This is a genomic window from Arthrobacter liuii, from assembly GCF_014639275.1.
GTDB classification, from domain to species: Bacteria; Actinomycetota; Actinomycetes; order Actinomycetales; family Micrococcaceae; genus Arthrobacter; species Arthrobacter liuii.
This window is the reverse complement of record NZ_BMFW01000006.1, coordinates 26,736-48,401: the sequence shown is the minus strand read 5'-3', so window position 1 is coordinate 48,401 and position 21,666 is coordinate 26,736. Positions and strand designations below refer to the sequence as shown.

The 21,666-nt window shown below is 60.6% G+C and carries 27 protein-coding genes, 1 tRNA gene and 1 pseudogene; 20 read left to right on the top strand and 9 right to left on the bottom strand.

All coding sequences use genetic code 11. The features are described 5' to 3' along the window. The first annotated feature begins 13 nt into the window (after positions 1–13). Positions 14–1,504: a pyruvate kinase gene (gene pyk / locus IEW19_RS09160; RefSeq protein WP_188571330.1), complete on the top strand. Its 1,491-nt coding sequence runs from the start codon at positions 14–16 to the stop codon at positions 1,502–1,504. Positions 1,505–1,619: 115 nt separating this feature from the next. Here pyk and IEW19_RS09155 read toward each other — a convergent pair whose 3' ends face one another. Beyond that, positions 1,620–2,225, bottom strand: coding sequence for an ANTAR domain-containing response regulator (locus IEW19_RS09155; protein ID WP_009358190.1), 606 nt, complete (start codon positions 2,223–2,225; stop codon positions 1,620–1,622). Positions 2,226–2,428: 203 nt separating this feature from the next. Between IEW19_RS09155 and IEW19_RS09150 the strand changes: the two genes are divergently transcribed. From IEW19_RS09150 to IEW19_RS09130, 5 genes are all read left to right on the top strand, one after another. Then, positions 2,429–2,510, top strand: a tRNA-Leu gene (locus IEW19_RS09150). Positions 2,511–2,597: 87 nt separating this feature from the next. Continuing rightward, positions 2,598–3,731, top strand: coding sequence for a tyrosine-type recombinase/integrase (locus IEW19_RS09145; RefSeq protein WP_188571329.1), 1,134 nt, complete (start codon positions 2,598–2,600; stop codon positions 3,729–3,731). A 538-nt stretch (positions 3,732–4,269) separates the two neighbouring features. Then, positions 4,270–4,962: an HNH endonuclease family protein gene (locus IEW19_RS09140; protein WP_229748400.1), complete on the top strand. Its 693-nt coding sequence runs from the start codon at positions 4,270–4,272 to the stop codon at positions 4,960–4,962. 346 nt (positions 4,963–5,308) lie between these two features. Further along, entirely contained in the window at positions 5,309–5,551 is a 243-nt protein-coding gene (locus IEW19_RS09135; protein ID WP_188571328.1) for a type II toxin-antitoxin system HicA family toxin, read from the top strand. Beyond that, entirely contained in the window at positions 5,520–6,119 is a 600-nt protein-coding gene (locus IEW19_RS09130) for a hypothetical protein (protein WP_188571327.1), read from the top strand. The genes IEW19_RS09135 and IEW19_RS09130 overlap by 32 nt, the downstream gene beginning before the upstream one ends. A gap of 4 nt (positions 6,120–6,123) precedes the next feature. Here the strand turns inward: IEW19_RS09130 and IEW19_RS09125 are convergent, their stop codons facing one another. The 3 genes from IEW19_RS09125 to IEW19_RS24220 all read right to left on the bottom strand — a co-directional run bounded on the left by IEW19_RS09125 (position 6,124) and on the right by IEW19_RS24220 (position 7,918). After that, positions 6,124–6,603, bottom strand: a complete 480-nt coding sequence (locus IEW19_RS09125; RefSeq protein WP_188571326.1) for a DUF2617 family protein — start codon at positions 6,601–6,603, stop codon at positions 6,124–6,126. Between the two features lie 5 nt (positions 6,604–6,608). Next, positions 6,609–7,640 (bottom strand): hypothetical protein, encoded by a 1,032-nt coding sequence (locus IEW19_RS09120; RefSeq protein WP_188571325.1) that lies wholly within the window; start codon positions 7,638–7,640, stop codon positions 6,609–6,611. Positions 7,641–7,702: 62 nt separating this feature from the next. After that, on the bottom strand, positions 7,703–7,918 hold the full coding sequence (locus IEW19_RS24220) for a helix-turn-helix domain-containing protein (protein WP_188571324.1): 216 nt from the start codon (positions 7,916–7,918) through the stop codon (positions 7,703–7,705). Between the two features lie 183 nt (positions 7,919–8,101). On the opposite strand from IEW19_RS24220, the gene IEW19_RS09110 reads away from it, so the two are divergent. Then, positions 8,102–8,530, top strand: a complete 429-nt coding sequence (locus IEW19_RS09110) for a DUF732 domain-containing protein (protein ID WP_188571323.1) — start codon at positions 8,102–8,104, stop codon at positions 8,528–8,530. Between the two features lie 130 nt (positions 8,531–8,660). Beyond that, positions 8,661–9,479 (top strand): hypothetical protein, encoded by an 819-nt coding sequence (locus IEW19_RS09105; protein ID WP_188571322.1) that lies wholly within the window; start codon positions 8,661–8,663, stop codon positions 9,477–9,479. 33 nt (positions 9,480–9,512) lie between these two features. Here IEW19_RS09105 and IEW19_RS09100 read toward each other — a convergent pair whose 3' ends face one another. Beyond that, positions 9,513–9,743, bottom strand: a complete 231-nt coding sequence (locus tag IEW19_RS09100) for a hypothetical protein (RefSeq protein ID WP_188571321.1) — start codon at positions 9,741–9,743, stop codon at positions 9,513–9,515. 115 nt (positions 9,744–9,858) lie between these two features. On the opposite strand from IEW19_RS09100, the gene IEW19_RS09095 reads away from it, so the two are divergent. After that, positions 9,859–10,713, top strand: a complete 855-nt coding sequence (locus tag IEW19_RS09095) for a hypothetical protein (RefSeq protein ID WP_188571320.1) — start codon at positions 9,859–9,861, stop codon at positions 10,711–10,713. A 550-nt stretch (positions 10,714–11,263) separates the two neighbouring features. Here the strand turns inward: IEW19_RS09095 and IEW19_RS24215 are convergent. Further along, positions 11,264–11,503, bottom strand: a complete 240-nt coding sequence (locus tag IEW19_RS24215) for an ArsR/SmtB family transcription factor (RefSeq protein WP_188571418.1) — start codon at positions 11,501–11,503, stop codon at positions 11,264–11,266. Between the two features lie 205 nt (positions 11,504–11,708). On the opposite strand from IEW19_RS24215, the gene IEW19_RS09085 reads away from it, so the two are divergent. Then, complete coding sequence (locus IEW19_RS09085) at positions 11,709–12,206, top strand: hypothetical protein (protein ID WP_229748399.1); 498 nt, start codon at positions 11,709–11,711, stop codon at positions 12,204–12,206. A 36-nt stretch (positions 12,207–12,242) separates the two neighbouring features. On the opposite strand, the gene IEW19_RS09080 is transcribed toward IEW19_RS09085, so the two are convergent. Then, positions 12,243–12,566, bottom strand: coding sequence for an ArsR/SmtB family transcription factor (locus tag IEW19_RS09080; protein WP_109864167.1), 324 nt, complete (start codon positions 12,564–12,566; stop codon positions 12,243–12,245). A gap of 183 nt (positions 12,567–12,749) precedes the next feature. Here IEW19_RS09080 and IEW19_RS09075 point away from each other — a divergent pair, with 183 nt between their 5' ends. The 3 genes from IEW19_RS09075 (at position 12,750) to IEW19_RS09065 (ending at position 15,520) form a co-directional block, all read left to right on the top strand. Then, positions 12,750–13,649 carry an RNA polymerase sigma factor gene (locus tag IEW19_RS09075; RefSeq protein ID WP_188571319.1) on the top strand — a complete coding sequence of 300 codons (900 nt, stop codon included), beginning with the start codon at positions 12,750–12,752 and terminating at the stop codon, positions 13,647–13,649. A gap of 249 nt (positions 13,650–13,898) precedes the next feature. Next, the gene (locus IEW19_RS09070) at positions 13,899–14,399 is read left to right on the top strand and encodes a hypothetical protein (protein WP_188571318.1); all 501 of its coding nucleotides are present in this window, start codon (positions 13,899–13,901) and stop codon (positions 14,397–14,399) included. Next, complete coding sequence (locus IEW19_RS09065; RefSeq protein ID WP_188571317.1) at positions 14,399–15,520, top strand: C40 family peptidase; 1,122 nt, start codon at positions 14,399–14,401, stop codon at positions 15,518–15,520. The genes IEW19_RS09070 and IEW19_RS09065 overlap by 1 nt, the downstream gene beginning before the upstream one ends. Positions 15,521–15,685: 165 nt before the next feature. On the opposite strand, the gene IEW19_RS09060 is transcribed toward IEW19_RS09065, so the two are convergent. Then, on the bottom strand, positions 15,686–16,255 hold the full coding sequence (locus IEW19_RS09060) for an AAA family ATPase (protein WP_229748398.1): 570 nt from the start codon (positions 16,253–16,255) through the stop codon (positions 15,686–15,688). A 76-nt stretch (positions 16,256–16,331) separates the two neighbouring features. Here IEW19_RS09060 and IEW19_RS09055 point away from each other — a divergent pair, with 76 nt between their 5' ends. From IEW19_RS09055 to IEW19_RS09040, 4 genes are all read left to right on the top strand, one after another. Then, the gene (locus IEW19_RS09055) at positions 16,332–16,673 is read left to right on the top strand and encodes a class I SAM-dependent methyltransferase (protein WP_175318412.1); all 342 of its coding nucleotides are present in this window, start codon (positions 16,332–16,334) and stop codon (positions 16,671–16,673) included. 71 nt (positions 16,674–16,744) lie between these two features. Continuing rightward, the gene (locus IEW19_RS09050) at positions 16,745–17,161 is read left to right on the top strand and encodes a hypothetical protein (protein WP_175318411.1); all 417 of its coding nucleotides are present in this window, start codon (positions 16,745–16,747) and stop codon (positions 17,159–17,161) included. Positions 17,162–17,207: 46 nt separating this feature from the next. Beyond that, positions 17,208–17,795 carry a DinB family protein gene (locus tag IEW19_RS09045; RefSeq protein ID WP_188571316.1) on the top strand — a complete coding sequence of 196 codons (588 nt, stop codon included), beginning with the start codon at positions 17,208–17,210 and terminating at the stop codon, positions 17,793–17,795. A gap of 141 nt (positions 17,796–17,936) precedes the next feature. Then, positions 17,937–18,572: a hypothetical protein gene (locus IEW19_RS09040; protein ID WP_188571315.1), complete on the top strand. Its 636-nt coding sequence runs from the start codon at positions 17,937–17,939 to the stop codon at positions 18,570–18,572. Positions 18,573–18,668: 96 nt separating this feature from the next. Here the strand turns inward: IEW19_RS09040 and IEW19_RS09035 are convergent, their stop codons facing one another. Then, positions 18,669–19,274, bottom strand: coding sequence for a DUF7255 family protein (locus tag IEW19_RS09035; protein ID WP_229748397.1), 606 nt, complete (start codon positions 19,272–19,274; stop codon positions 18,669–18,671). A 220-nt stretch (positions 19,275–19,494) separates the two neighbouring features. Here IEW19_RS09035 and IEW19_RS24210 point away from each other — a divergent pair, with 220 nt between their 5' ends. From IEW19_RS24210 to IEW19_RS09025, 3 genes and pseudogenes are all read left to right on the top strand, one after another. Beyond that, a complete protein-coding gene (locus IEW19_RS24210; protein ID WP_371818254.1) occupies positions 19,495–19,815 on the top strand; it encodes an 8-oxoguanine DNA glycosylase OGG fold protein in 321 nt (106 codons plus the stop codon). Between the two features lie 73 nt (positions 19,816–19,888). Continuing rightward, positions 19,889–20,137: pseudogene (locus tag IEW19_RS09030) on the top strand (8-oxoguanine DNA glycosylase OGG fold protein); the annotation flags it as partial. A 586-nt stretch (positions 20,138–20,723) separates the two neighbouring features. Beyond that, positions 20,724–21,662 (top strand): hypothetical protein, encoded by a 939-nt coding sequence (locus IEW19_RS09025; protein ID WP_188571314.1) that lies wholly within the window; start codon positions 20,724–20,726, stop codon positions 21,660–21,662. The last annotated feature ends 4 nt before the right edge of the window (positions 21,663–21,666 follow it).

Here is a 21,666-nt window from a genome sequence, read left to right as displayed (position 1 = left end):
ATAGGGTAGGTATATGAGACGCGCAAAAATTGTGGCTACGTTCGGCCCGGCAATTGCCAGCTACGAAAACACCCTCGCGGTGCTGGAAGCCGGCGTTGACGTCGCCCGCATGAACATGAGCCACGGCGACTACACCGTGCATGACAACACCTACGAGAACGTCCGCAAGGCCGCGTCCGACATTGGCAAGGCCGTGGCCATCATGGCCGACCTGCAGGGCCCCAAAATCCGCCTGGGCCGCTTCGTTGACGGTCCGCACGCCCTTGCCGTGGGTGACATCTTCACCATCACCACCGAGGACGTTCCCGGCACCCAGGAGATCTGCTCCACCACCCTGAAGAGCCTCACCGAGGACGTCAAGGTAGGCGATGCCCTGCTGATCGACGACGGCAAGGTGGCATTGCGCGCCATTGAGGTCGACGACGTCAAGGTGGTCGCAGAGGTGACCGTCGGCGGCATGGTGTCCAACAACAAGGGCATCAACCTTCCCGGCGTGGCGGTCAACGTCCCCGCCCTGAGCGAAAAGGACGAGGACGACCTCCGCTGGGCGATGCGCCGCGGCGTCGACCTCGTGGCACTGTCCTTCGTCCGGGACGCCTCGGACATATCGCGCGTGCACGAGATCATGGACGAAGAAGGCCGACGCGTGCCGGTCATTGCCAAGATCGAAAAGCCCCAGGCCGTGGACCAGTTGCCCGAGATCATCGACGCGTTCGACGCGATCATGGTGGCCCGTGGCGACCTGGGTGTGGAACTGCCGCTCGAAGAAGTGCCGATCGTGCAAAAGCGCGCGGTTGAGCTGGCACGCCGCTGGGCCAAGCCGGTCATCGTGGCCACGCAGGTCCTCGAGTCCATGATCGACAACCCGCGTCCAACCCGTGCAGAGGCTTCTGACTGCGCCAACGCCGTCCTGGACGGAGCCGACGCCGTCATGCTGTCCGGTGAGACCAGTGTGGGCAAGTACCCCATCGAGACGGTCAAGACCATGGCCCGGATCATTGAATCCACCGAGGTCCACGGCCTGGAGCGCGTCCCCCCGCTGGGGACCAAGCCCAGGACCCGTGGCGGCGCCATCACGCGTGCCGCCGTCGAGATTGCCGACCAGCTGGACGCCAAGTACATCTGTGCGTTCACCCAGTCCGGCGACTCCGCCCGCAGGCTTTCCCGCCTGCGCCCCATCAAGCCGGTCTTCGCGTTCACCCCGGTGGAGCAGGTCTGGAACCAGATGGCCCTGACCTGGGGAATCCAGCCGGTGCTGGTGCAGATGGTGGACCACACCGACGCCATGACCGCGCAGGTTGACCGCAGCCTGGAGGAGATGGGCCTGGTCGAGGACGGTGACCTGGTGGTTATCGCTGCCGGTTCGCCTCCCGGAAAGGCCGGCTCTACGAACTCCCTGAAGGTGCACAAGGTAGGCGACCTCGCCGACTCCACCCGCGGGGGAGAGCTGCCCAGCAACAAGGAAAAGCTCGGCCCCTGGCCGGAAAAGAAGAAGAAGGCCTAGTCTTCAGAATGCGAAAGGACCCCTGCCGGTTGGCAGGGGTCCTTCTGCTTTTGGTGACCGGGCCGTTTGGTGACCGGGCCGGCGTCGAAATTCTCCTCAGGGCCCGGTCGGCGGGCTAGTTGACCTGGTTGATGATGGTTTCGGCAACCTCGCGCATGCTGAGGCGGCGGTCCATGGAAGTCTTCTGGATCCAGCGGAAGGCTTCCGGTTCCGTCAGGCCCATCTTGGTGGTGAGGAGGCTCTTGGCGCGTTCCACGAGCTTGCGTGTGGCGAACTGCTCCTGCAGGTCTGAGACCTCGCTTTCGAGGGCCTTGATTTCCTCGTGGCGGGAGAGCGCGATCTCAAGTGCCGGGATGAGGTCGGCGGGCGTGAAGGGCTTCACGACGTAGGCCATGGCGCCGGCGTCGCGGGCACGCTCCACCAGTTCCTTCTGGCTGAATGCGGTCAGCAGCACCACGGGGGCGATGCGGGCCTTGACGATCTTTTCGGCTGCGGAAATGCCATCCATGACGGGCATCTTGACGTCCATCAGGACCAGGTCCGGCTTCAGTTCCTCGGCAAGCTGGACGGCCTTCTCGCCGTTGTCCGCCTCGCCCACAACGTCATAGCCTTCGCCGCGCAGTATCTCGATGATGTCGAGGCGGATGAGGGTTTCATCCTCTGCCACAATGACGCGGCGCGCCGGCTGGGATGTGGGCTTGGACTCCGTCTGTTCAGTCACGGGATCTCCTTGAAAAGGTACGGCGGGACATCACTATCTTAGGTGCCACCGCGGCTGTACTTGGCTTGCAGGGTTCGTTTGCGGCGACGGCGGCGCGATTCTGGAATTCAGCCTATCTGCATGTAGAGTAATTCCGCGTACGTGAAGCGATCGCGTTGCTCACAGTCAGCTGTGGGCGTAGCGGTTTGCTACATGTAATCCGCGCCCGAGTGGCGGAATTGGCAGACGCGCCGCACTCAAAATGCGGTATCGAAAGGTGTGTGGGTTCGAGTCCCACCTCGGGCACAGTGTTTTCGCAGGTCAAGGGCCTGTTGAAGGAATTTGCGTGTACAAAATCCGCCAAAGTGTGTACACGAGCGTACCGTTTTGTGTGTGGCCAGCATCAGTACTCGCACCAAAAAGGACGGTTCGAAGTCCTACATGGTTCGCTGGCGGGACAAGAAGTCCAAGACCGCCCAAGGCCTTACAGTAGCCACTCTTGCAGAGGCGGAAACCCTCAAGCGGCTGTTGGACGCCAACGGCCAGTCCTTTGAGATCGCTCAGCACGCCATCCTGACGAATGAGAAACGTCCCCCCACTGTGGCTGAAGTCATCCAGGAGCACATCGATCTGCTGATCCGACCATCGAGCGGAACCATCAAGACCTATCAGACCATGCTGGATCTCCACATCCGGCCGGTCATCGGTCACGTCCCCGTGGACAAGGTCGACTATCGCGTGATCGCCCACTGGGTGAAGTCAATGATGGCCAAGGAAAAGGCACCGAAAACTATCCACAATATCCATGGCCTGATTTCGGCCTCAATGAATACAGCGGAGATGCTCGGCTACATCACCCGCAACCCCTGTAGGGGTGTGCAGCTTCCTAACATTGAGAAGGCTGAAGATGAGGCCATGTTCCTGACGCATGCCGAGTACAGGCTCATCATGGAGGGGATGGAGGAGCGGTACAAGGCGTTCACGGACTTCCTGGTCATGACCGGCACGCGCTTCGGAGAAGCGACAGCCTTGACCGTGGCTGACGTGGACTTGCTGTCCAAACCGCCCACTGCACGGATCAACAAAGCGTGGAAGCGGGATGGGCAGAACAAGTTCTATGTTGGCGCGACGAAGACTGGGGCCGGTAAGAGGACCATCGGGCTGAACCCGGCCCTGGTGGAGCTGCTGATTCCGCTGGTGGCAAGCAGGCCAGGAAAGGAACTGGTGTTCACGACGCCCAAGGGCGGGCGCATCGTCCACAAACTCTTCTGGGCTGACTACTGGGTCCCTGCCGTTCGCACGGCCCAGGCAATCGGCTTGACTAAGAACCCAAGGATTCACGACCTTCGCCACACCCACGCGTCCTGGCTCATCCAGGACGGCGTGCCCTTGTTCACCATTTCCCGCCGGCTCGGGCACGCATCCACGAAGACGACTGAGCAGGTGTACGGGCACCTGATGCCCGAGGCACTGCAAGTGGGTGCTGACGCCACTGAACGCTCGGTGACGGCCTTCCAGCGGCTTTAGCGAGCCTTCGAGAAGCGGCGCCACCGGCTAGGGAATTCGGTCATGTCGGCCAGTCCTGCCGGGCGCATGTACTGAGAAACGTGCACCTACTCGTGGGAGACGCTGTGGATATCGAATTTTTTGAGCCTGCCGAAGCAGCAGCGCTGATGCGCTGCACCGAGTCTTGGCTGCGTGACGGCGCGACCAGTGGAAGGTTCCCTCACGCCTGCTGGGGCAAGGGAAAGATCATCTTTACGTCAGAGCACATCCGTGAGATTGCAAGATTGAGTGAGATCCTTCCTGGCGGCACCGAGCCCCTGCGAACGACGGAGCAGCCACTGACCAAGCAGCGACTCATAGGGACCCGTTCCAAGGTCCGCTTGGCCACGGCGAACTGATTCAGCCTGACAGGTGCTTTTGGCTCGGTTCTTCCACTTGCTCCGATGTGGCGGGCACGACATGTCCTCGTACCGCTTGTATGAGGTAGCCGAAGTTAGCGTGGAATAACTCCTCGCCGTACGGAAGGGCCGTTCAAATCATTCGCTCAATCGCCCCAGCCTTGACCGCCGCCGCCGCGTTCTTGCTGGTTGGCCCTCTTGCTGGTTGTGACGCTGCCGCCCATGCCATAGAGGGCATGGGGTCTGCTCCGAGCAACTTTGCGGGTCAGCCGACGGTCGCTGGCACCGCCAGTGAAGCATCCAAGGCTCTCGTCCAGCTCGGGAGCATCCCGGTAAAGGGCCTCGCTCCGAAGACGGGCTATACCCGCGATGAGTTTGGACCTGCTTGGGCTGACACAGACCACAACGGCTGCGATACCAGGAACGACATACTCGCCCGCGACTTGACCGGCGAAATATTCAAGCCTGGCACCAACAATTGTGTTGTCGCGTCAGGCACTCTGGCGGACAAGTACACCGGCACCACTATCAACTTCGTCCGGGGGCGGGACAGCAGCTCCGACATCCAGATCGACCACATCGTTCCGCTTAGCGACGCGTGGCAGAAAGGTGCCCAGCAGCTGACCGCGGACCAGCGCAAAGAACTCGCGAACGACCCACTGAACCTCATGGCAGCCGACGGCCCCACGAACAGTGCCAAGGGCGACAAGGATGCCGCCACATGGCTTCCGCCGAATAAAGCGTTTCGATGCGAATACGTAGAAAGACAGACTGCCGTCAAGGCCGAATACAGTCTCTGGGTAACGCCGGCTGAGCATGATGCCATAGTTGACATCTTGAAGGGCTGCCAGTGACACCCTGGAAGGGATGAGCGTGAATCGATCAGGGGCCGAACACGCATGCCCCTGATCTTCTTCGACGGCTCGCAATACCCGCCTGCTATCGGCGGATTAGAGGATGCCGGTTTGGGACGGTATTGCATGTTCATGGTTGCCCGCGGGATTCAGCGGAATTTGAGGCGGTCTAGCTCATATCGTCATGAACACTCACGGTTGATAATTGTTGTTTCCGGTGGGTAAGCGGTGGGTGAAGCGAGGAACTGTCGGGCCCACCGCATATGATTGTCACCGGGCCCAAGACAGGCAGGAGCCCTAGGGGCGACAGGGGAAACGTGGCGTGGGAAGCAGTGACTATCCGTCCATGGACGTAAAGAAGCTCCGGCGCCTCCTCGACAAGCTCGGTTACGTAGCCACTGGTAACGGCAAGGGTAGCCATGAGACACTCGAACATGAGAAGTATCCACCTCTGACGTTCTCCGGACATTCGTCCAAGGAGATTTCCGGAGGATTGGTGAAGAAGATTCTGCGTAAAGATGTAGGGTTGAGCGACGAGCAGGCAAAGGAGGTTCTCCGTGGTAAATTCCGCCCAGATGATAATCACTAGGTGGGGCAAAACCCAATCTGTTTCTTTGTCGAGCCCGCAGCTGCCGGGGATTGTCGCCGCGTTCGATCAGGACCCGAGTCCGGCCGAGATCATGAAGATTGCCATTGCCGCAGGTCTTTCCGAAGACGGCGAATTTCATGTCCACATCGAAGAAACGTTGACGGTGGATGACGTGCAGTACTTTGTCCGAGCTCGTCACGATTTCCGCGCCGAATCTCGTCTAGCGGTGCTTGACCGGGTCCTCCATGAGATCAGGACGAATAAAGAATTCCGAGATCACGCGGCTAAGGACGACTTGGACGACGTTATCTTCATTGCGGCACTGCCGTCAGACACGATTGCTGCGACCATCGAAAGCGCCAGCCCACGGCAACCGGTGAACGTTGCGTCAGTCAGTCCGATCACTGAACACCTTTCCTGCGTTGCGATCATCCGAGAAGCTGTCGAAGTGACGGGCCCTTCCCTTGATGAACTCGGGCTTGGCCCGGATTCTCCTGTCGAAAAGTTACTTCAGATGGAGTCAGACATCCGCCTCTCCCATGACCACGAGCTGATTCAGTACTGCTAATCGTTCAAGCCATGCCACTCTCAAGCGGAGCCAGCCAGCTCTCCGTTGTGACTATTTGGCCGTGCTGGGGGTAAACATGCCAGGTGTTCCAGTGCATCCCCACGGCATCCGCTGTCGTGGTCATAGCAGTGAGCGCCAGGGGATCGCCTTGGAACACGACGACAAGGCCGTTGGGGTGCCCTTGCACGTGCGCCTTGAGCTCCCGAACGCGGGCGGTGAGCCCTTCCCTGCCGTAGGTGTGGACCTTGGCGGTGAACGTGTAGCCGGGCGATGTGATGACTGCGGGCAGGTGGCTGGAGCGGCCTGGCAGGCAGGCTACCGTTTCGCTCCAGTCCCCTACACGCACCTGATGGGATGCACCCAACACGTATAGGTCAACGGCGCCGACGGTGAGCGAGGCTAAGGCGGGGATTTGCCCTAGGCCGAGCTGGTGTGTCAGGTCCGCGGCTGAGGTGTCCACAAAGGGGGCATCTGTGATGTGCATGGTGGCTACCGGCGGGCTGCAGCGCCGATGACCTGGGCGATGCGCAGCAGTCTCCCCTCTGCCTTCTTGCGGTAGATCAGCTGTGAGAGCTTACCGTCCGTCTCCACGGTGACGCCCGGAGTCTGTCCCGCTGCCAAGAGGAAAGCCTGGGCCGCGGGCGTCTCGTTGCTGAGCCGGATAAAGGGCTCCCGGCGAAGCATGATTGGCCTGTAGTTGATTTTGCCGGCGGCCATGTTGGTCAGGGATCCTATTTCTCCTGGGGCCAGCGCCTGCACCGCCTCTGCGAGGTTGACGCATGATTCCGTTGTTTCGATGCCTGCCCGCGCAAGCGCGTTGAGCAGCGGGAACATGGCAGCATCTACTTCCACAGTCTCGCCGCCGGCGGTCGTGAGATCCTTCATCAGGTGCACCTGGCCATGGTTTCGGCAGGTGGGGCAGTCACAGGCGTTTGTCTCCGGAAACAGGACGGCCATGACGTTCAGCAGGTCTGCTGCGACATCCTTGCTGAATATCCGCTGTTCCGATGAGGTGTCGATCCAGTCCTCCGGGTGGATAACGTCGTCGGGCTTCACGAAGTCGGAGAAGTTCAGGGCAGGCTGCGCTTTACCGCTGATGCGTTCCTGCAGGCGACGGTAGGTCTTCTCGCTTATGCCAGTGGGGCGGGCCTTCTTGTACTCGGCCAAGGTGTCGTAGCCCTTGAGGATGTCGAGCTCGCGGCGGAGCATGGCGACTGTACCGGCGCATTCCCTGGCGTGACCGATGTTTACCGGAGCTTTGAATCCCTGGGCCTTAGCAGAGTCGTCAAAGGCGTAGGCGTCGACGCCGAACATGTGGCAGGTGAAGAAGTCCCCGTCCTGGGAGACCTCGCGCCAGTAGCGAGTCAGATTTTCATTCGGGTAGTGGTCGAAGACGTTCTCACGGTCCCGGTTGCTCTCCTTGAACGGGCATTCCTGGCAGGTGGCCTTGCCCGCCGGGGTCCGTTCGCGGTCCGCAAGGTGGGTTCCAGTAAAGTCTTTGGCTTCAGGCTTGGGTGTCATAGGCACCACTTTGGTCCCGCGAGCGTGTTCACGGGTTCCGGCTTTCCGTTTCCGGAAATGATTTAGCTGCTGGCTCTGGGCTGCAAGGATCGGTATCGGTCAACGTCGGACCAAGGGATCCGCAGCGGGGAGTTCGGCCGGCCGCGCCCCGCCTTATACGCGTTAGGGAAGTCGCCGGACCGGGCCATGATCCGGATGGTTTCGGGGTGGTGTCCGAGGTACTCCGCTACCTGATTCACTGTTGCGTCACCGACCCTACGCTCGCTGCTGTCTGCCATGGACCGAAAGCTACAGGGGAGGACGGTGGGAAGCGGTCATTCCCTAGCTTTGGTCGCGCCTCCCCAGTTTTCCCCATGGCAATGGTCCGGACAACATCATGGACGCCGCGGACGACGTGGGCCATACTCATGAAACGACGTCGGCCACGGGGGCCCGAATCGCATTCACTTGGGGGAACAGACATGAATAAGGCCTTGGCGCTTCTTGCGCTGCCCGCCCTGCTGCTGACGGGCTGCTCCGCAGCTCAGACAGCGGCGACACCGCAAACGAGCACAGCGTCGGCCGCGAGCCCTTCCGTGAGCGCCACGCCGGCTGCGGCTGCCGTAGCAGCAACAAAGGCTCCAAGCCGGGAGGATCAGGTGAAGGAGATCTACCTCAACGCCATCTATAAGTCGGAGCCGGCTCTGCGTAATACCGGAGTAGACAACGATCTGGTGGACATCGGTCAGGGCTTCTGCAAAATGTACGACGGCGGCGCCATGGGGTCCGACATCAATAGCTTCATTCTGAAAGCCGGTGGCGTTGCCTACACAGTCAAACAGCTCGTGGCCGTGCATGGTGCCGCGGTGGGCGCCTACTGCCCTCAACACATGGACAAGATGGACAAGTAGAGCGGTCTGCTAACCGATGGTTCTAAGGGCGATGGGCCCGCCAGATCGGCAGCCGTCGAAAATTAGGGATCCCAGCCCCTGCGCGACGGGGAAATCCACCGCTTACCCACCGGAAAGAGGTATTGCCAACTTGGCCACAACCGAAATCTTCATGCGGTCACTTTCGGGTGGCACACCTGAAACAACTGAGGCCTTATGGCTTGATGCCTTCCTCGTGGAGATACAACGGCAGGCTGAACTCGGCAGCCGCTACATCAAGAGAGCCTGGACTAGAGCCATGGCCGAGGGGACCCCCAGCAACGACACCATGGTTTGGGGGGACCTTCAAGCAGCCCTCTTTGCCGCCATCGTCGTACAACGGATACTGCAACCCGGGCCAGTGCGCCAACACCCCAGGGCCACGAAGGAGAGCCGGCAGCAACACGCTGACTACCGCGGTAGTCGGTTGCGTGAGCTTTTACGGGTTGATGACAGCTGGCCTCTGTTCCTTGCGAAGGATGTCCGGGACGCCTGCGAGCATTTCGATGAAAAGCTCGATGCTGTGGTACTGGATGGAATGGTGTCTCTGGTGGACTGGCATATAAGTCACGACGGAAAAATGCTTCAAACGCCGCCGCGGCCCGTGGAGGGGCAGAAGATGGCCGCAGACTTGCGTTGTTTTTATCCACGGGGAGGGCTACTACGGTTTTCCGCTCGCTACACGCTAGACATCTTCAACCTGGATGTCGCCTTCCTTAACTTGCTGGAAGATGACGGCGTGGAGCGGGTAAGGACCGCGCTGAGGGAAGGAATCCAGGGGCCGATGGTCTTTGGATCAACGCAGTACGTTTATCTCATGTCGGAGGAGAACGAGGACCTTCGAGTCAAGGAGTGGATGGATGTAAGGGAGACGGCTGGGGTCCCAGTCCCCAGAACGCTAGGCGAAGTTCGGTTCCGACGGGAGACGTAATCGGAAGTGCCCGGCAGCGGCCAAGCCGTCACCTTAGCTCTCAGTGAAAAGAGCGATCATGGTGGCTACAAACCCTAGCGCTGCGCCTCCAATGCCCAGGATCTTCCCACGCTGCGCCTGCCATGGCGTATCGGGTGTCTCCATGATGATCAGGCCCTCGTTTTCCGGGTCTAAACGGATGCTATGTGGGCTACTCCATATGATGCCGAGAACGGTAAGGACGACGGCAACAACTGCGATGGACAGGAGAACGATGATCTTCACGCGGCCATCCTTACATGCAAGGGCGGCTAGCATCGAACCTGGCAATTTCTGAGTAGTAGCGAGGTATGGGGGCGTCGGGTTGGAACCGTCAGTTTTTTGGACAATGATCGCGGCAATGGCGACCACAGCTTCAGCATGTGTGATTGCCTGGCAGTCCATAGAGACTCGAAAGTCCGCGGGGGAGGCCAAACGGTCAGCCGATGCAAGCGAAGCTGCTGTGAGGTCGGCAAACGATGCTCTTGAACTAACCCGGCAACAAGCGAAACACTCACTACTCATGGCCGCGGAGGCTATCCGTTCCCGCATGGAAGCCAGAGGGCCTGTGGTTACCACCTCCTTTAGTGATACCGACGAAAACGGAAGCCCTCGACCTTACGGGTTTGCAGTGGGTGCATCTTGGGATGAGGAGACTTATCAACAAGTCAAGCCTGGCCACGTATTCTTTGAAACGAGAGATGACGACCAATGGCTTTTTGCTGTGATCCGCGTTGCCTTTACGAATACCAGTCAGCACCCTGTGACTGTGTCGAGTCCGGCTATTCTGCGGCGATTTATGGACGGGACGCTCTCGGGGCCTCTCCGCCGGGTGCGACTACACGGCATTGACAGCACGGCTAATGTGGGCGGGGGATTCTTGCTCGTTGGGGCCCGCATCAGTCAGTGGATCTCGGTAATTCGACACGACCGCAGGGAGCACCAGGTCGGCGCATCAGCTGCGTGGTGGACGGATATCGACGGAGAAGTTGGAGTGCAGATCACCCAGACTGTCAAGATCATGGGGACGCTCTTGGAAAGCGGTGACAAGAAGGGGGAGTGGCGTCTGAGGGGCTTCGGGCCGGACGTGAATTACCCGTCGTCTTTAGTGCTGGAGCCCCAGAAGCGGCACTACGTTGTCGGTTTGGATTCCAACGGCCATAGGCACGAACTGCCACCACTCGAGCCGGACGAGTTGGCGTTCGATGCCACGTAACTGGGCAGACAGCCCCGGCGCGACACGTTGGGGCCGTCCGCAGGTGAAGTTCTACATGTCTGCTAAGGCAAGGTTCTGAGGTCGAAAGGCCTAACAGTGACCAACAGCGTCAGTTTCTCGTCCTTGAAGCAAGGATCCATCGCTCGACGCACCGGTCCTCTGGCCGTCGGTAGTAAATAACGTTCCCGGCGTCGGCTATGATTTCCGCCCTCTCGTTCAGAGGCGGGAATTGTATAGAGGCGTGCGGGATACCCCCGGCTGATTTTGGGGCTGAAGGTCGCGTTTACTGTCGGTAGTAAGAAGGGGCGGAATCGGGTTTCGGAACTGGTGATCGCGGTGGGCTGCTCCACGATGGGCGCCAAGATAGGAGGTGCTTGCGACTCCAATTCCTATATTCCACCGCATTGCGGACACGTACACCCATCTGAAGTTACAAGACAATTCGCAAAATATCGGCAGGACATGGCTGGGCCGGTTTCTGTTCACGAGGAGGCCACACGCTTGAGTGGGACCCCCATATCGATATGTCTGAAGCTTCAGTGGGTGGGTATCAGATCTCGGTAGCTGGACATTGGAACTTGGCGGATAACTCCCGAAACTGCCGCTCAACCTGGTCCACTTGAGCGGTAAATGTTCCCGCCTCCGACCTGACAACGCCTGCGCCGCGCAGCAGGGCCATCTGGCGACGGACGGTCGACTGCGACAGTCCCAGGGCACGGGAGACTTCCCCGCAAGAGGCTGGGCCATGCGCGACCAGGAAGCTAAGGAGTCGGCTTCGCGTCCGGTTCATCAAGATGTCTTCTACCAAGGGGAGACCACCACCGAATAGCGTTTTGGGGAGGGCTGGACTAGCTGTAGACGGGTCTACAGGAGAACGATACGCTCATCCATAGGGCGATGGAAGCGTCCGGCAGGTGTTATTGCAGGCGGCGGTCGCCAGAGGAATACTGGGCACCAGAGTTGGCGTAACCATTGCACCAGGAGGGAGGCGGGTCTTGTCTTCTGACCAAGAGGCGTTCAATGCTGAATTGTCGCCACAGGCAGAGTTGGCGCGACGCCTGAACCTTCTGCTTGATGTTGTGGTTGCCGAGCGAGGTCAGCCGGTCACGTTCCGTGAGGTTCAGCAGAAGCTGCAGAGCAGGGGAATCAAGCTTTCCAGAGCCCGCTGGTTCTACATGAAGGACGGCACGGGGAGACTCGTCAGTGACCCGGCGTTGCTGGGAGGTCTGTGTGAAATCTTCAATGTCGACCCTGGGTATCTGCAGGGAGACGACGCCGCTGACCTGCCCGAGCGCATTGATTCACAGCTTGAGTTTGTGAAGTCCCTGCGCGCAGCTCGTGTGAAGACGTTTGCGGCCAGGACTCTTGGTGATGTGTCCCCGGAGACGCTTCGTGTCATCACCGAGTATTTGAACAGGGACATCAGCCGGCGGCCGGAAGGTGAGCAAGCAGCGGCGGGTTCATCGTCAGACGCGCGTGAAGCAGCGGAGTAGATCGAACAGGCGCTACCGCCGTCGCAAACGTTGCCGCTACTTCTCGAGCAGGTAGCCTAGGTGCGCGTCGAGCAGTTCCTTTATTCGGGCTGCGTTGGCAGAGTACCGGGGCGAGCGCCCGTGCCGGCGCCCAGGTTCGACGTCGACTATCACCACGCCCGCGTCCTCCAGGGCCGTGAGGTGCTTGGCTACACTCGGTTCGCCGGCGCTGACGGCGGCGACAATGTCGCCGCGCGTGGCCGGTCCATTCGCCGTAAGGAAACGGAGAATTTCGTTCCGCGACCGGTTGCCAAAAGTAGCGACGGCAGCCTCAACGTCGGCCGACCAGGCGGCGTCGTGTGGCTGGGTAATCCGTGGCATAGCCACATTCTTCCCGAAGGTCGACGAAAAAGTAAGAACCGCACCCTTGACGATACTATAAGTATCTTCGACAATAATTTCTGTAGCTTCTACTGATCGTTGCTGGATCTGCGTATCCACGTCCGCGAGTGGCCTCTTCCCGCGACTCTGCTAACTACTCGATCTGAACAAAGTGGTGAAGTCGTGGAAATCGACGCTAAGCCAAATCAAAACAGCTCGGAACCATCCAAAACCGTCACTGTCGACGTCTCATTGCTGAACCCTCCCGCGGCAGGGGAGTGCAACATGCCGCTCGACCAAATCATGAGCGCGGTGAACAGCGTGCAGGGTTACGTCGTCTCGCGCCTGGCGCGGATTGGACGCACCTGCGATGTGGACGACCTTATGCAGGACATTCGGGTCGCGGTATGGGACGGGGTAACGAAGGGGCGCTACCGGGAGTTGCCGGGAATTCCGTTCGAAGCTTGGGTCCAGGGCGTTTGCAACAAAATCTGCGCGGCACACGTACGGCGCGAACTTAGTCATCGGACTTTGCCCCTGCTCATGGATTTCACGACGGCGGAACCCTCACCTGAAGTGCTTGCTGTCGTCAGCGCCGGGTTGGGTTGGGACAGCACAGAGAAGTATGTCGATCACGCCTGGGCTCAGGCCATGCTTGGCCTGGTGCAAAGAAACGTGAGGGAGGATATCTGGCAATTGGCTGTCTCAAGCCTAGTCGGGCCAAGGCATTACGGGCCGCCCTCGCCAAGGGACAGGAGGCGCTGGCATGCCGTTACCGTCGTGCGGCAGACCGCCATGACTATCAATGCTGCTTTGAACTGCCACCCGGAGCCGGGGGTCAGCATGGAAGGTCTTTGCCGGTGCGCTGCGGATTGCCTTCCTACGGCTGTTCTGAGAAGAGTCGCGGAGACCATAGTCCGTCCAGGGTTGCGCGGCCTGCCTAGGTCTGTGCAGATGGCGGCGCTGGCGACGGAGCTTGGTGTCACTGAGCGGTATGTCGCCGTGAATATCGGTTTCGCGCGGCAGTTGTACCGGACAGCTTGGCGTGTGCTCCAGCACGAGGCCAACAGGCAGACTGCATAAGTCATGGTTGGCGGGGGGACGGGGAGCCGGGGACTGCGTGCACTCCTTGCGGTGGGCCGTCAGCGCTCGTTCGTTGCCGGACTCTTCGTTGTGTTGCTGATAGGCGGCCTTGTTGTCATGTTCTGGCGGGGCGATAGGCCGGGTACGTCGTCGGTCACTAGCCCGACACCAAGCACGCCTCTGGCGTCAGCATCTTCCGGGACGCCCTCGGCAACGGGCGCGCCCTCTGCTCTCCCTGGCGAAACCAATGTGGCCGCACTGGCCTCGCCTGTTGATCTTTCGCCAACGCGCGACTTCCGTGCGCTCGCTGTAGAGGCAGCAAGGGGAATCTACACCTGGGACAGCCGCTCGTCGTCGTATTCGGATGTGTATGCACGGGTGCGCTCGTGGTGGGAGTTGCTTCCCGATGGATCCAACCCTTTATCGGTGTTGGTCAAAGAGTTCGAGGCCACTGGAGTGACTGCCACTTCCTTCGCGAGTCTTGGACAGCAGGCGGCGCGCCGGACCGGCACCGCGCAATCTGTTCGCTGCGATCTTGAGTTGGCCAAAGTTCAGGAATTCCCACCTCCCTGGGCAGGCCTTCATGTGTGCACTGTGATCGTGCAAGTGGTCGATGAGACCAGCAGGGATCGAAACACTTATTCAACACCTATAACGGTGATGCTGAACTGCCCGCCCGCGGTTACAGCCCCTGCGGACCACTGCGTCATGGTTGGCTTCTATGCGACCGCAGACCGGATCGTCTACTGATGATCGGTCTTGTGGCAGCGGCGAGTCTGGTCAGGCGACGGGCACTGCTGAAGGGTGTCGCTGCCGCTGTGACTGTCCTTGTGCTTCTCGGCCTGATGGCGTTCGTCGCGGGTGTGGCTCTAGTTGCCGGTCTGAAGGCCGAGCCCACTGTCGCTTGTGCTCCGGCTGATGCTGCATCTACCAGCACGGGTACGTGGACTGCCGAGGGTCTGGAGGTCCGCGATGGCAGCCAGGTGCTATACGAGCTGAACTCGCGACAGGAAAGCGTGGCTCGCGCGTACATTAGGGTCGGGAAACAGCTTGGCGTACCCCGTTCGGGACAGATCATTGCCATCATGATGGCGATGCAGGAGTCGAGTTTGCGCGTACTCGCAAACCCCAGGGTGCCGGCTTCCATGGGCTTTCCGAATGACGGCGTTGGGAGCGACCACGACTCGATAGGCTCGGCTCAACAACGTCCCACGGCGGGGTGGGGGAGCGTTGAGCAGCTTATGGACGTTTTCTACAACGCCCGCGCCTTCTACGGCGGCCCTTTGGGTCCCAACCGAGGACGTCCTCGAGGGCTTCTCGACGTACCGGGGTGGCAGGCGATGGACAAAGACCTGGCTGCTCAGGCAGTCCAGGTATCTGCTTTTCCCGAGCTTTACGCGCGTTGGGAGCGTGCGGCGACAGCAGTCGTTGCCGCGTTGGAACCGGACACATCGCCAGGTCCTTGCTCATCTTCGGCGCCCAAAGTGGGGCCTGCGGCCTCTTGGAAAAACCTGAGTCAGCTCCGCCAGGACATCCTGCGGTTCACGCAGGAAGGCCTAGGTGGACGGTATGTGTGGGGTGGCACTGCATTCAAAGCCTGGGACTGTTCGGGCTACGTGCAATGGATCTATCGGCAGGCTGGAATCGAACTGCCGCGGGTGGAGCAGTGGCGTGGTGGGGTACGGACCGACGACCCGCAGCCGGGGGACCTGGTGGTTCAGAATCCCCAAGGACCGGATAACTGGGGGCACGTTGGCATCTACGCGGGCAACGGCATGATGTGGAGCGCCTTGAACCCCGCCGCTGGTACATTACTGCATCCAATTAGCTGGAATTCTGGCACCGCCTATTTTGATCTGCTTCCGCGCTGACAGGGTCATGTCGCGGGCAGTGGGCATCTCGGCCATAGGCGCGTCAGCGCATAAGCCACGTCCCGTTGGGAGACCCACCTCGCCGCGGTGAGTGGGGACAACTATTTGGACTGGGGTGGGTCTATGGACCCAAAGAATCTCCTGGTTCGTGAATATCTTCGCGTATCAAAGGACCGTTCCGGCAGGGGTAAGAGCCCTGACCAGCAGCATGATGAGAATGCTGCAGCCATCGCGCACCGGGGATGGGACACCCACCCTGAGCCACAGTTCGACGACATGAGTATCGAGCCGGACCTTGTCTAGGATCCCCTCCAGCTCCACGCTGCGGTCCAGATGCCAGGACAAATCAGGACTCCCAGCCTCGTGTCGGTGCCGCAGCCTCTTCTGAACGGTGCCGATGGTTGGTTTCAGGCGGACCAGGGACAGCTCACGGCCGCCGAGAGACTGACGGTAGCGCTCAACATCGGCTGCGTGTTCGATGACGCCGGCCACAATAATCCTTCCCACCCCTGCATGGCGGTAATTTCCGGCGACCGCCTGGAGGTTTCGTAGTACAAGCTCCTGGTTGAACCGGTCGTTCGGGGGAGCCGGCCATGCGCGCCGGAGTTGGTCCAGGTCCACGACGGCGCTGCTGATTCCGTCGTCGATCAGAATCCGGTGCAGGGCTTCGGCCGTCGTCGTCTTTCCGGACCCGACTGTGCCGTTGAGGAACAGACTCCGAATATCACCCGCCATCCCAGGAGCTTAGCCCGGGCTGCGCGACATCTGTTGTTGGGGCTTGCCGGCCCGACCGGGGAGATACTGTCGACCCATGGCAAAGGACTCCCTCAATAATTGGGCCGGCTTGGGCGGCCCGTACGCCCGCAGTTTCCCCCACCTGTGCGCCGGGGCCGTTGAGCCGTTGTTGGACGCGGCAGAAGCAGTGGTCGGCAGCTTCACCGGGCGCCGTGTGGCTGACATTGGATGCGGCACCGGCAACGTCACAGCCCTGGCCCTAAGCCGCGGAGCAGAGGTGACGGGCGTGGATCCGGACGCCAGGATGCTCTCGCTGGCCCTTGCGGCGGCGCCGCAGGCTGAACTCCTGGTCGGCCGACTTCCGGAGCTACCGTTCGCAGCGGATACTTTTGACGCAGTCGTGTCACCTTCGTTGTGAACCATGTCGGGGATCCCCGCGCAGCGGTGACTGAGCTGATGCGCGTCTGCCGGCCGGACGGAGCTGTCTCCGTGACGATCTGGCCATCTGAACTCTCCGCCATCAACAAGCTGTGGGCCGACGTGGTGGAAGCCAGCGGGGCAGTGGTGCCGGACCAACAGAGGCTTCCAGCCGATAAGGACTTTGACCGCACGGAGGCTGGGCTCCATGAACTGTTGGTGCGGGCCGGCCTCGATTCAGTGCAGACAGACACCCTCGACTGGGACTTCACCATCGATGCTGAAGATCTGTGGGCAGGCCCGGCAGGCGGCGTCGGCGGAATCGGCATGATCGTCACCAGCCAAACGCCGGAAATGCAGTCGGCAATGCGGCAGGAGTACCTGCGTTTGGTGGCTCCCTTGATTCAGGGTGGCAAGGTGGTTCTACTCGCCGTCGCTCTCCTTGGGGTCGGGAAAGCGCCTGAGTCAGGAGTTCCTGACGCGGCGTGACTTCACGCGCCCCTCGGCGATCGAGCCGCGCTCCTAGACTCAGTTCATGCCACTCGATACAGAAGCCAGAGCAGCCCAGCTTCGTGAATATTTAAGCGATGCCCGCGAAGCAATCCTGTGGAAGTGTGAGGGCTTGAGTGATGCCCAGGCACGTACTCCACTGACTCGGACGGGCACGCATGTCATGGGCTTGCTGCTCCACCTGGCCGTCACCGAGTCCCAGTACTTCATTTCATGTCTTGGACGGGACATTGAGAACCCCGTTGTCCGGGGCGTCATCGCATCCGGGGACCCCCAGGCAGACTTCCTCGCGCCGCCGACTATGACGCTGGCTGAGGCGGTCATGATGTACCGGCAGACAACGGTGGCAGCCGATGCCGTGCTCGACGAACTGGAGCTTGATGCACCCGCCGTGGTGCCATGGTGGACAAGACACCGCCACACTACGGTGGAACGCCTTCTGGTGCACATGATCGCCGAGTCCCACCGACATGCCGGACACCTGGACATCGTGCGCGAGCAGTTGGACGGTTTCATCGGTCTGCGCCCATCCGCGCCGAACATTCCAGACCTCACGCCCGAGCAGTGGGAAGAGCGGCGTCTGCGGATGCAAGAGCTGGCCGACGGCGCTTAGGACGTTGCCAGTCTTTTGGTCTATCCGCTTGTTTGGGCCTGTAAATGGCCACTCTTTAGGGACTCTCCGTGTGCCCCCTCCTTCTACCCCAACCCGTCTCTGGCCATTGACGATCCCGGAGCATGAGCAGATACTCCCCGTATGAGCGACACGGGAAGCGGTTCCGCTCAGAGCGGCGGCTCGGCCCGCAGCAAATGGTGGTCGTTAGGCACGATCGCCGGCGTCTGTACCGTTCTCGCTCTTTTGGTCGCCGCTGGCCAATGGGCCTTCCCGCGGGCCGCGCCCGACGTGCTTGCCGAGTGCCGCAAGAACCATCCTGATGCGGACGGCAAACCGGTCCTGCAGGAACGGAAGGCTGACGCCGACATCTTCCTCGTAAAGGGTTGCAGGGACCCCGGCCTTTCAGGGGTGGCAAAAGACGGACTGTGGGAAGCCAAGCTCGCCAGGTATGGCGCCGATACCGTCTACCAAAGCCCCATCAATACCGTTGAGGCCTTCACAACGGATTGCCCCGCCCTAGGCCTGATTTTCCGTTTCTCAAATATGGGAAACACCAACAACTACCGGATTGTCGTCCCCGACGAGAGCACCGTTTTGGGTAATTCTGATCGCCCGGAGGACATCTATGGCCTCACCTCAGTCCCTCCTCAGGCCCCAGAGGCCGTGAAAGATATGACCGGTGAAGCCCTCCTGGTGTTTCACGGACCAAGTACGTCGCTTCAGGCAGTCAGCTGTGAGGACCTTGCGGCTGTGACGCCGCGCCGCGCACTACGGTGACCATCCCGGGCCCTGTTCCAGTGGCGGCACCTGCACTCCTATGACTCCATTTGCGCTAATGGCTGCGCCAGCCAAGGCTTCCTTGCAGCGACAGGGTCATGGCGAGGTGCTCAGCCCCTCCACGGGCACCGTCCTGGCCAAAAGGAAGGGCCTGAGTGCCTCCGGCTCCAGAAGAAGGTCTTTCTTCGTCGCCTGGTTTACGTTCAAACCACCGATCTGGTCATGGATCGAAACCCTGGCCAGGGACACCTGCGTGGAGCACAGCGCGTAAGCATCATTGATTGCGTCATAAAGGGCGCGCTGCTTCCACCGGGAAGAGCCCAGAGGTCCGAGAACCTCTTTCTCATCGGAGCCTCCGAACAAGCGGTCTGAGGAGGAATTGGCCCACTTTCCGCCGTGTCCGCCGGCATTCAGGCACATCCCTTCCATCCCCGTGGAGTAGGCACGGTACGTCGCGGACCAGGGAAGCTCAGCAGACCATGGTGTGGCGAGTGAAAAGGCCCGGTACCTGTTGAAATGCAGGTCCTCGTCAAACTCAATGAGGACCTGGTCAGCCTGCATGTCCCATCCGCCGGGTGCCAGGGCTGCGTGGTGGGCCGGCACGCCGCCCAGTTCCCGGAAAATGACCAACAGTGTGTCCGCAGCCGTGGCGGGAAGCGCCTCGATAGTCGCCCAGGGAACCAGGCCTTCTTTGGCTTCCACACCACGCTGTATCCGGCGGCCTCCAAGGACTTCTTGAAGGACGTGGCTCGGCTTTCACTGTTCCCCATGCTGCATACTATTCACGGTCGGAAAGTCTTCAATTTCGCATCAGTCCCGGACCCGGCCTAAGGAGAAACCCGGACGGCATATGCGAGAGTAGTGGACGATCACCTAAGGGAGATATGACGATGCCGGCTGTGCCCGACGACCTGCAAAGAAGATTCAAGAACTGGAATGCAGAGGGCCGGCCGTCGAAGGTCCCTTTGAATGGAAGAAGAAGAGCTGGGCAAAGTACCTCGGCGACTACAGCGTTCTCGAATCACTGCCGAATCGTATAGGCCGCGCAGGCGTCCTGGACTCGTTCAAGCTCATCCGGGACCCTAACTCTGCTCTGGATGCTTACATCGCCAGCTATGTCTGGGGCTATGCAGGGACGGGTTTCGGTCCATACCGGGCTGAGCGGGTCATCAGGGTCACACGGACCCGGCAAACAGCAAGCACTTCAACGCCGAGCTGTTCACGCTCGCGCAGATCGCTATGACCAGCGGCGGGAACGCCGCGTTCGAGCACGTCGTTGACCGGCGGCGGAGTGACAGGAAGTTCTCGCCTGGTGGGGGCCGGCGTTGGTCACTAAATACATCAGCTTTTCCACCAAGGCCTCCGAGCAAGTAGCCACGACCCCGATCCTGGACAGCATTGTGGCACGCTGGTTCAGGAAGAACTGCAACGAAATCGGCCCGCTCTGGCTCAACTGGAACAGCGCCGACAGCTACCGTCGGTACACCAGCTGTATGGCCGAATGGGCGGAAGAGCTTGGCATCGAACCCGAACAGATAGAGCAGCTGATCTTCAAGCAGGGCTAAGCACGGCCCACCGATGAACAGATCCTTGGCCCTTTCCCAGTCCATCCCTGCGACATATTCGGGACGCTATAACGGGGAAGGCGGTGGCCCACTACGCTTAGCGCAAGCGGATCACGCCGCGCTGCTTAGAAGGACGTAAAAAGTGGGGGATTTGGGCAATGTTGCCGAGCTGGAGCGAGCCGCGCGGCGGTTTGCGGTCTGGGCATGGATCCACGTCGGCATTGCCGTCGTGGGTGGTCTCGTGACTCTCGCCTCTTACAACGCGGCCTCGGCTGGGGGCTCATATGTGGCCTTCAAAGGTGCGATTGTCCTTGGCCCAATCTTCGCCATCATCAACGCCGTCAGGTACTTCCGGACGCGTTCCAAGATCGATGCGTTCAAGACGGCAGCCTGGTCATCCAGTACCGCTGCTCACGGCGTGTCAACACAGGCAACGGCACGTCCTGCTGCTGCGGGCTCGCAGCAGCGTCTCCAAGTCTTCAATCCTCCACCCGGCTGGCCGCGGCCGGCAGAGGGGTGGAGGCCCGGCCCGGACTGGAGACCGGACCCCTCTTGGCCGGCGCGTCCGCAGGGTTGGAATCTACTGGTGGACCCGGAGTTGATCATGACGCCTGTGGACCTCAGCGGGGAGCTGCATCTGGGACCACCTGCCGCAGTATCCAAAAAGCGGCTCAACGAAGTCTGTGAAGGTGCTGCCGACGCCATCGCCTGGCACGTCTGCACAATCGCAGCCGCGAGGAACGAGAACCCGCTGACCACGGTGGGGCATGCCCGAGAGCACGTGCGGACAGCCGTTGAAAAGGCCAAGGAACGAATCTTCGCGAAGCTCCTGGCTGACGCCAACTCCTGGGTCCAGGAATCGCAGGGGAGCCTCCATCAGTGGGAGGCAGCCCTTCAGCACACACGGATGATTATGGAGAAGCGCGAGGTCTTTGATGTGCGCGCCCACAAGAGGATCAACACCGTCATCTCCGCAGCAGTTTCCCCGCCACTACGGCCGCCGGCGCCGTCTCCTACAAGACAGCCAACGCAGCCCGCTACAGCGTACAACCCTCCACGCAAAAAAGAAGGATACGGCGGTCTCATTGCCGTCATCGCCGCATTGGTGGTCATTGGTGTCGGCATATTCGCCATCGGAGTATCACAGCCCGGGTCGTTAACCTCAGCATCCGACGCTGCAGCGACAGTGGCACCCGGCGCCGACCCGGCTGTCGTCAAGGAGCTGGAACGGCAAGGAGACTGGGCTCAGAACGGCTCCTTTTACCTAAAGTGGGTCGCGCACGACCAGTACACCTGCACTACAGGGGCAGCGTGCACCGAAGTATGGCTATGGACGCCACTTTATGCTGGCTGCAAGTCGGCTGAAGCCATGGTGGATCTGCTCCAGAAAGGAAAGACCATAGGCACCGCCAGCGGCACGGTGAGCAATCTGACGAAAGACAGTCCTAAGCGAGTGCACATTGAAGCCCGCTCAGGACTCAATCCCGACCAAGTGCAGATCAACCATGTGATCTGTAAGAACTAGCACA

Bases quoted from the DNA above. Each gene is read 5' to 3' on its own strand.
- pyk (WP_188571330.1), top strand. From the start codon at position 14: ATGAGACGCGCAAAAATTGTGGCTACGTTCGGCCCGGCAATTGCCAGC.
- IEW19_RS09135 (WP_188571328.1), top strand. From the start codon at position 5,309: ATGGACGTAAAGAAGCTCCGGCGCCTCCTCGACAAGCTCGGTTACGTA.
- IEW19_RS09125 (WP_188571326.1), bottom strand. From the start codon at position 6,603: ATGCACATCACAGATGCCCCCTTTGTGGACACCTCAGCCGCGGACCTG.
- IEW19_RS09120 (WP_188571325.1), bottom strand. From the start codon at position 7,640: ATGACACCCAAGCCTGAAGCCAAAGACTTTACTGGAACCCACCTTGCG.
- IEW19_RS24220 (WP_188571324.1), bottom strand. From the start codon at position 7,918: ATGGCAGACAGCAGCGAGCGTAGGGTCGGTGACGCAACAGTGAATCAG.
- IEW19_RS09110 (WP_188571323.1), top strand. From the start codon at position 8,102: ATGAATAAGGCCTTGGCGCTTCTTGCGCTGCCCGCCCTGCTGCTGACG.
- IEW19_RS09095 (WP_188571320.1), top strand. From the start codon at position 9,859: ATGGCGACCACAGCTTCAGCATGTGTGATTGCCTGGCAGTCCATAGAG.
- IEW19_RS24215 (WP_188571418.1), bottom strand. From the start codon at position 11,503: ATGAACCGGACGCGAAGCCGACTCCTTAGCTTCCTGGTCGCGCATGGC.
- IEW19_RS09080 (WP_109864167.1), bottom strand. From the start codon at position 12,566: ATGCCACGGATTACCCAGCCACACGACGCCGCCTGGTCGGCCGACGTT.
- IEW19_RS09065 (WP_188571317.1), top strand. From the start codon at position 14,399: ATGATCGGTCTTGTGGCAGCGGCGAGTCTGGTCAGGCGACGGGCACTG.
- IEW19_RS09060 (WP_229748398.1), bottom strand. From the start codon at position 16,255: ATGGCGGGTGATATTCGGAGTCTGTTCCTCAACGGCACAGTCGGGTCC.
- IEW19_RS09055 (WP_175318412.1), top strand. From the start codon at position 16,332: ATGGCAAAGGACTCCCTCAATAATTGGGCCGGCTTGGGCGGCCCGTAC.
- IEW19_RS09045 (WP_188571316.1), top strand. From the start codon at position 17,208: ATGCCACTCGATACAGAAGCCAGAGCAGCCCAGCTTCGTGAATATTTA.
- IEW19_RS09040 (WP_188571315.1), top strand. From the start codon at position 17,937: ATGAGCGACACGGGAAGCGGTTCCGCTCAGAGCGGCGGCTCGGCCCGC.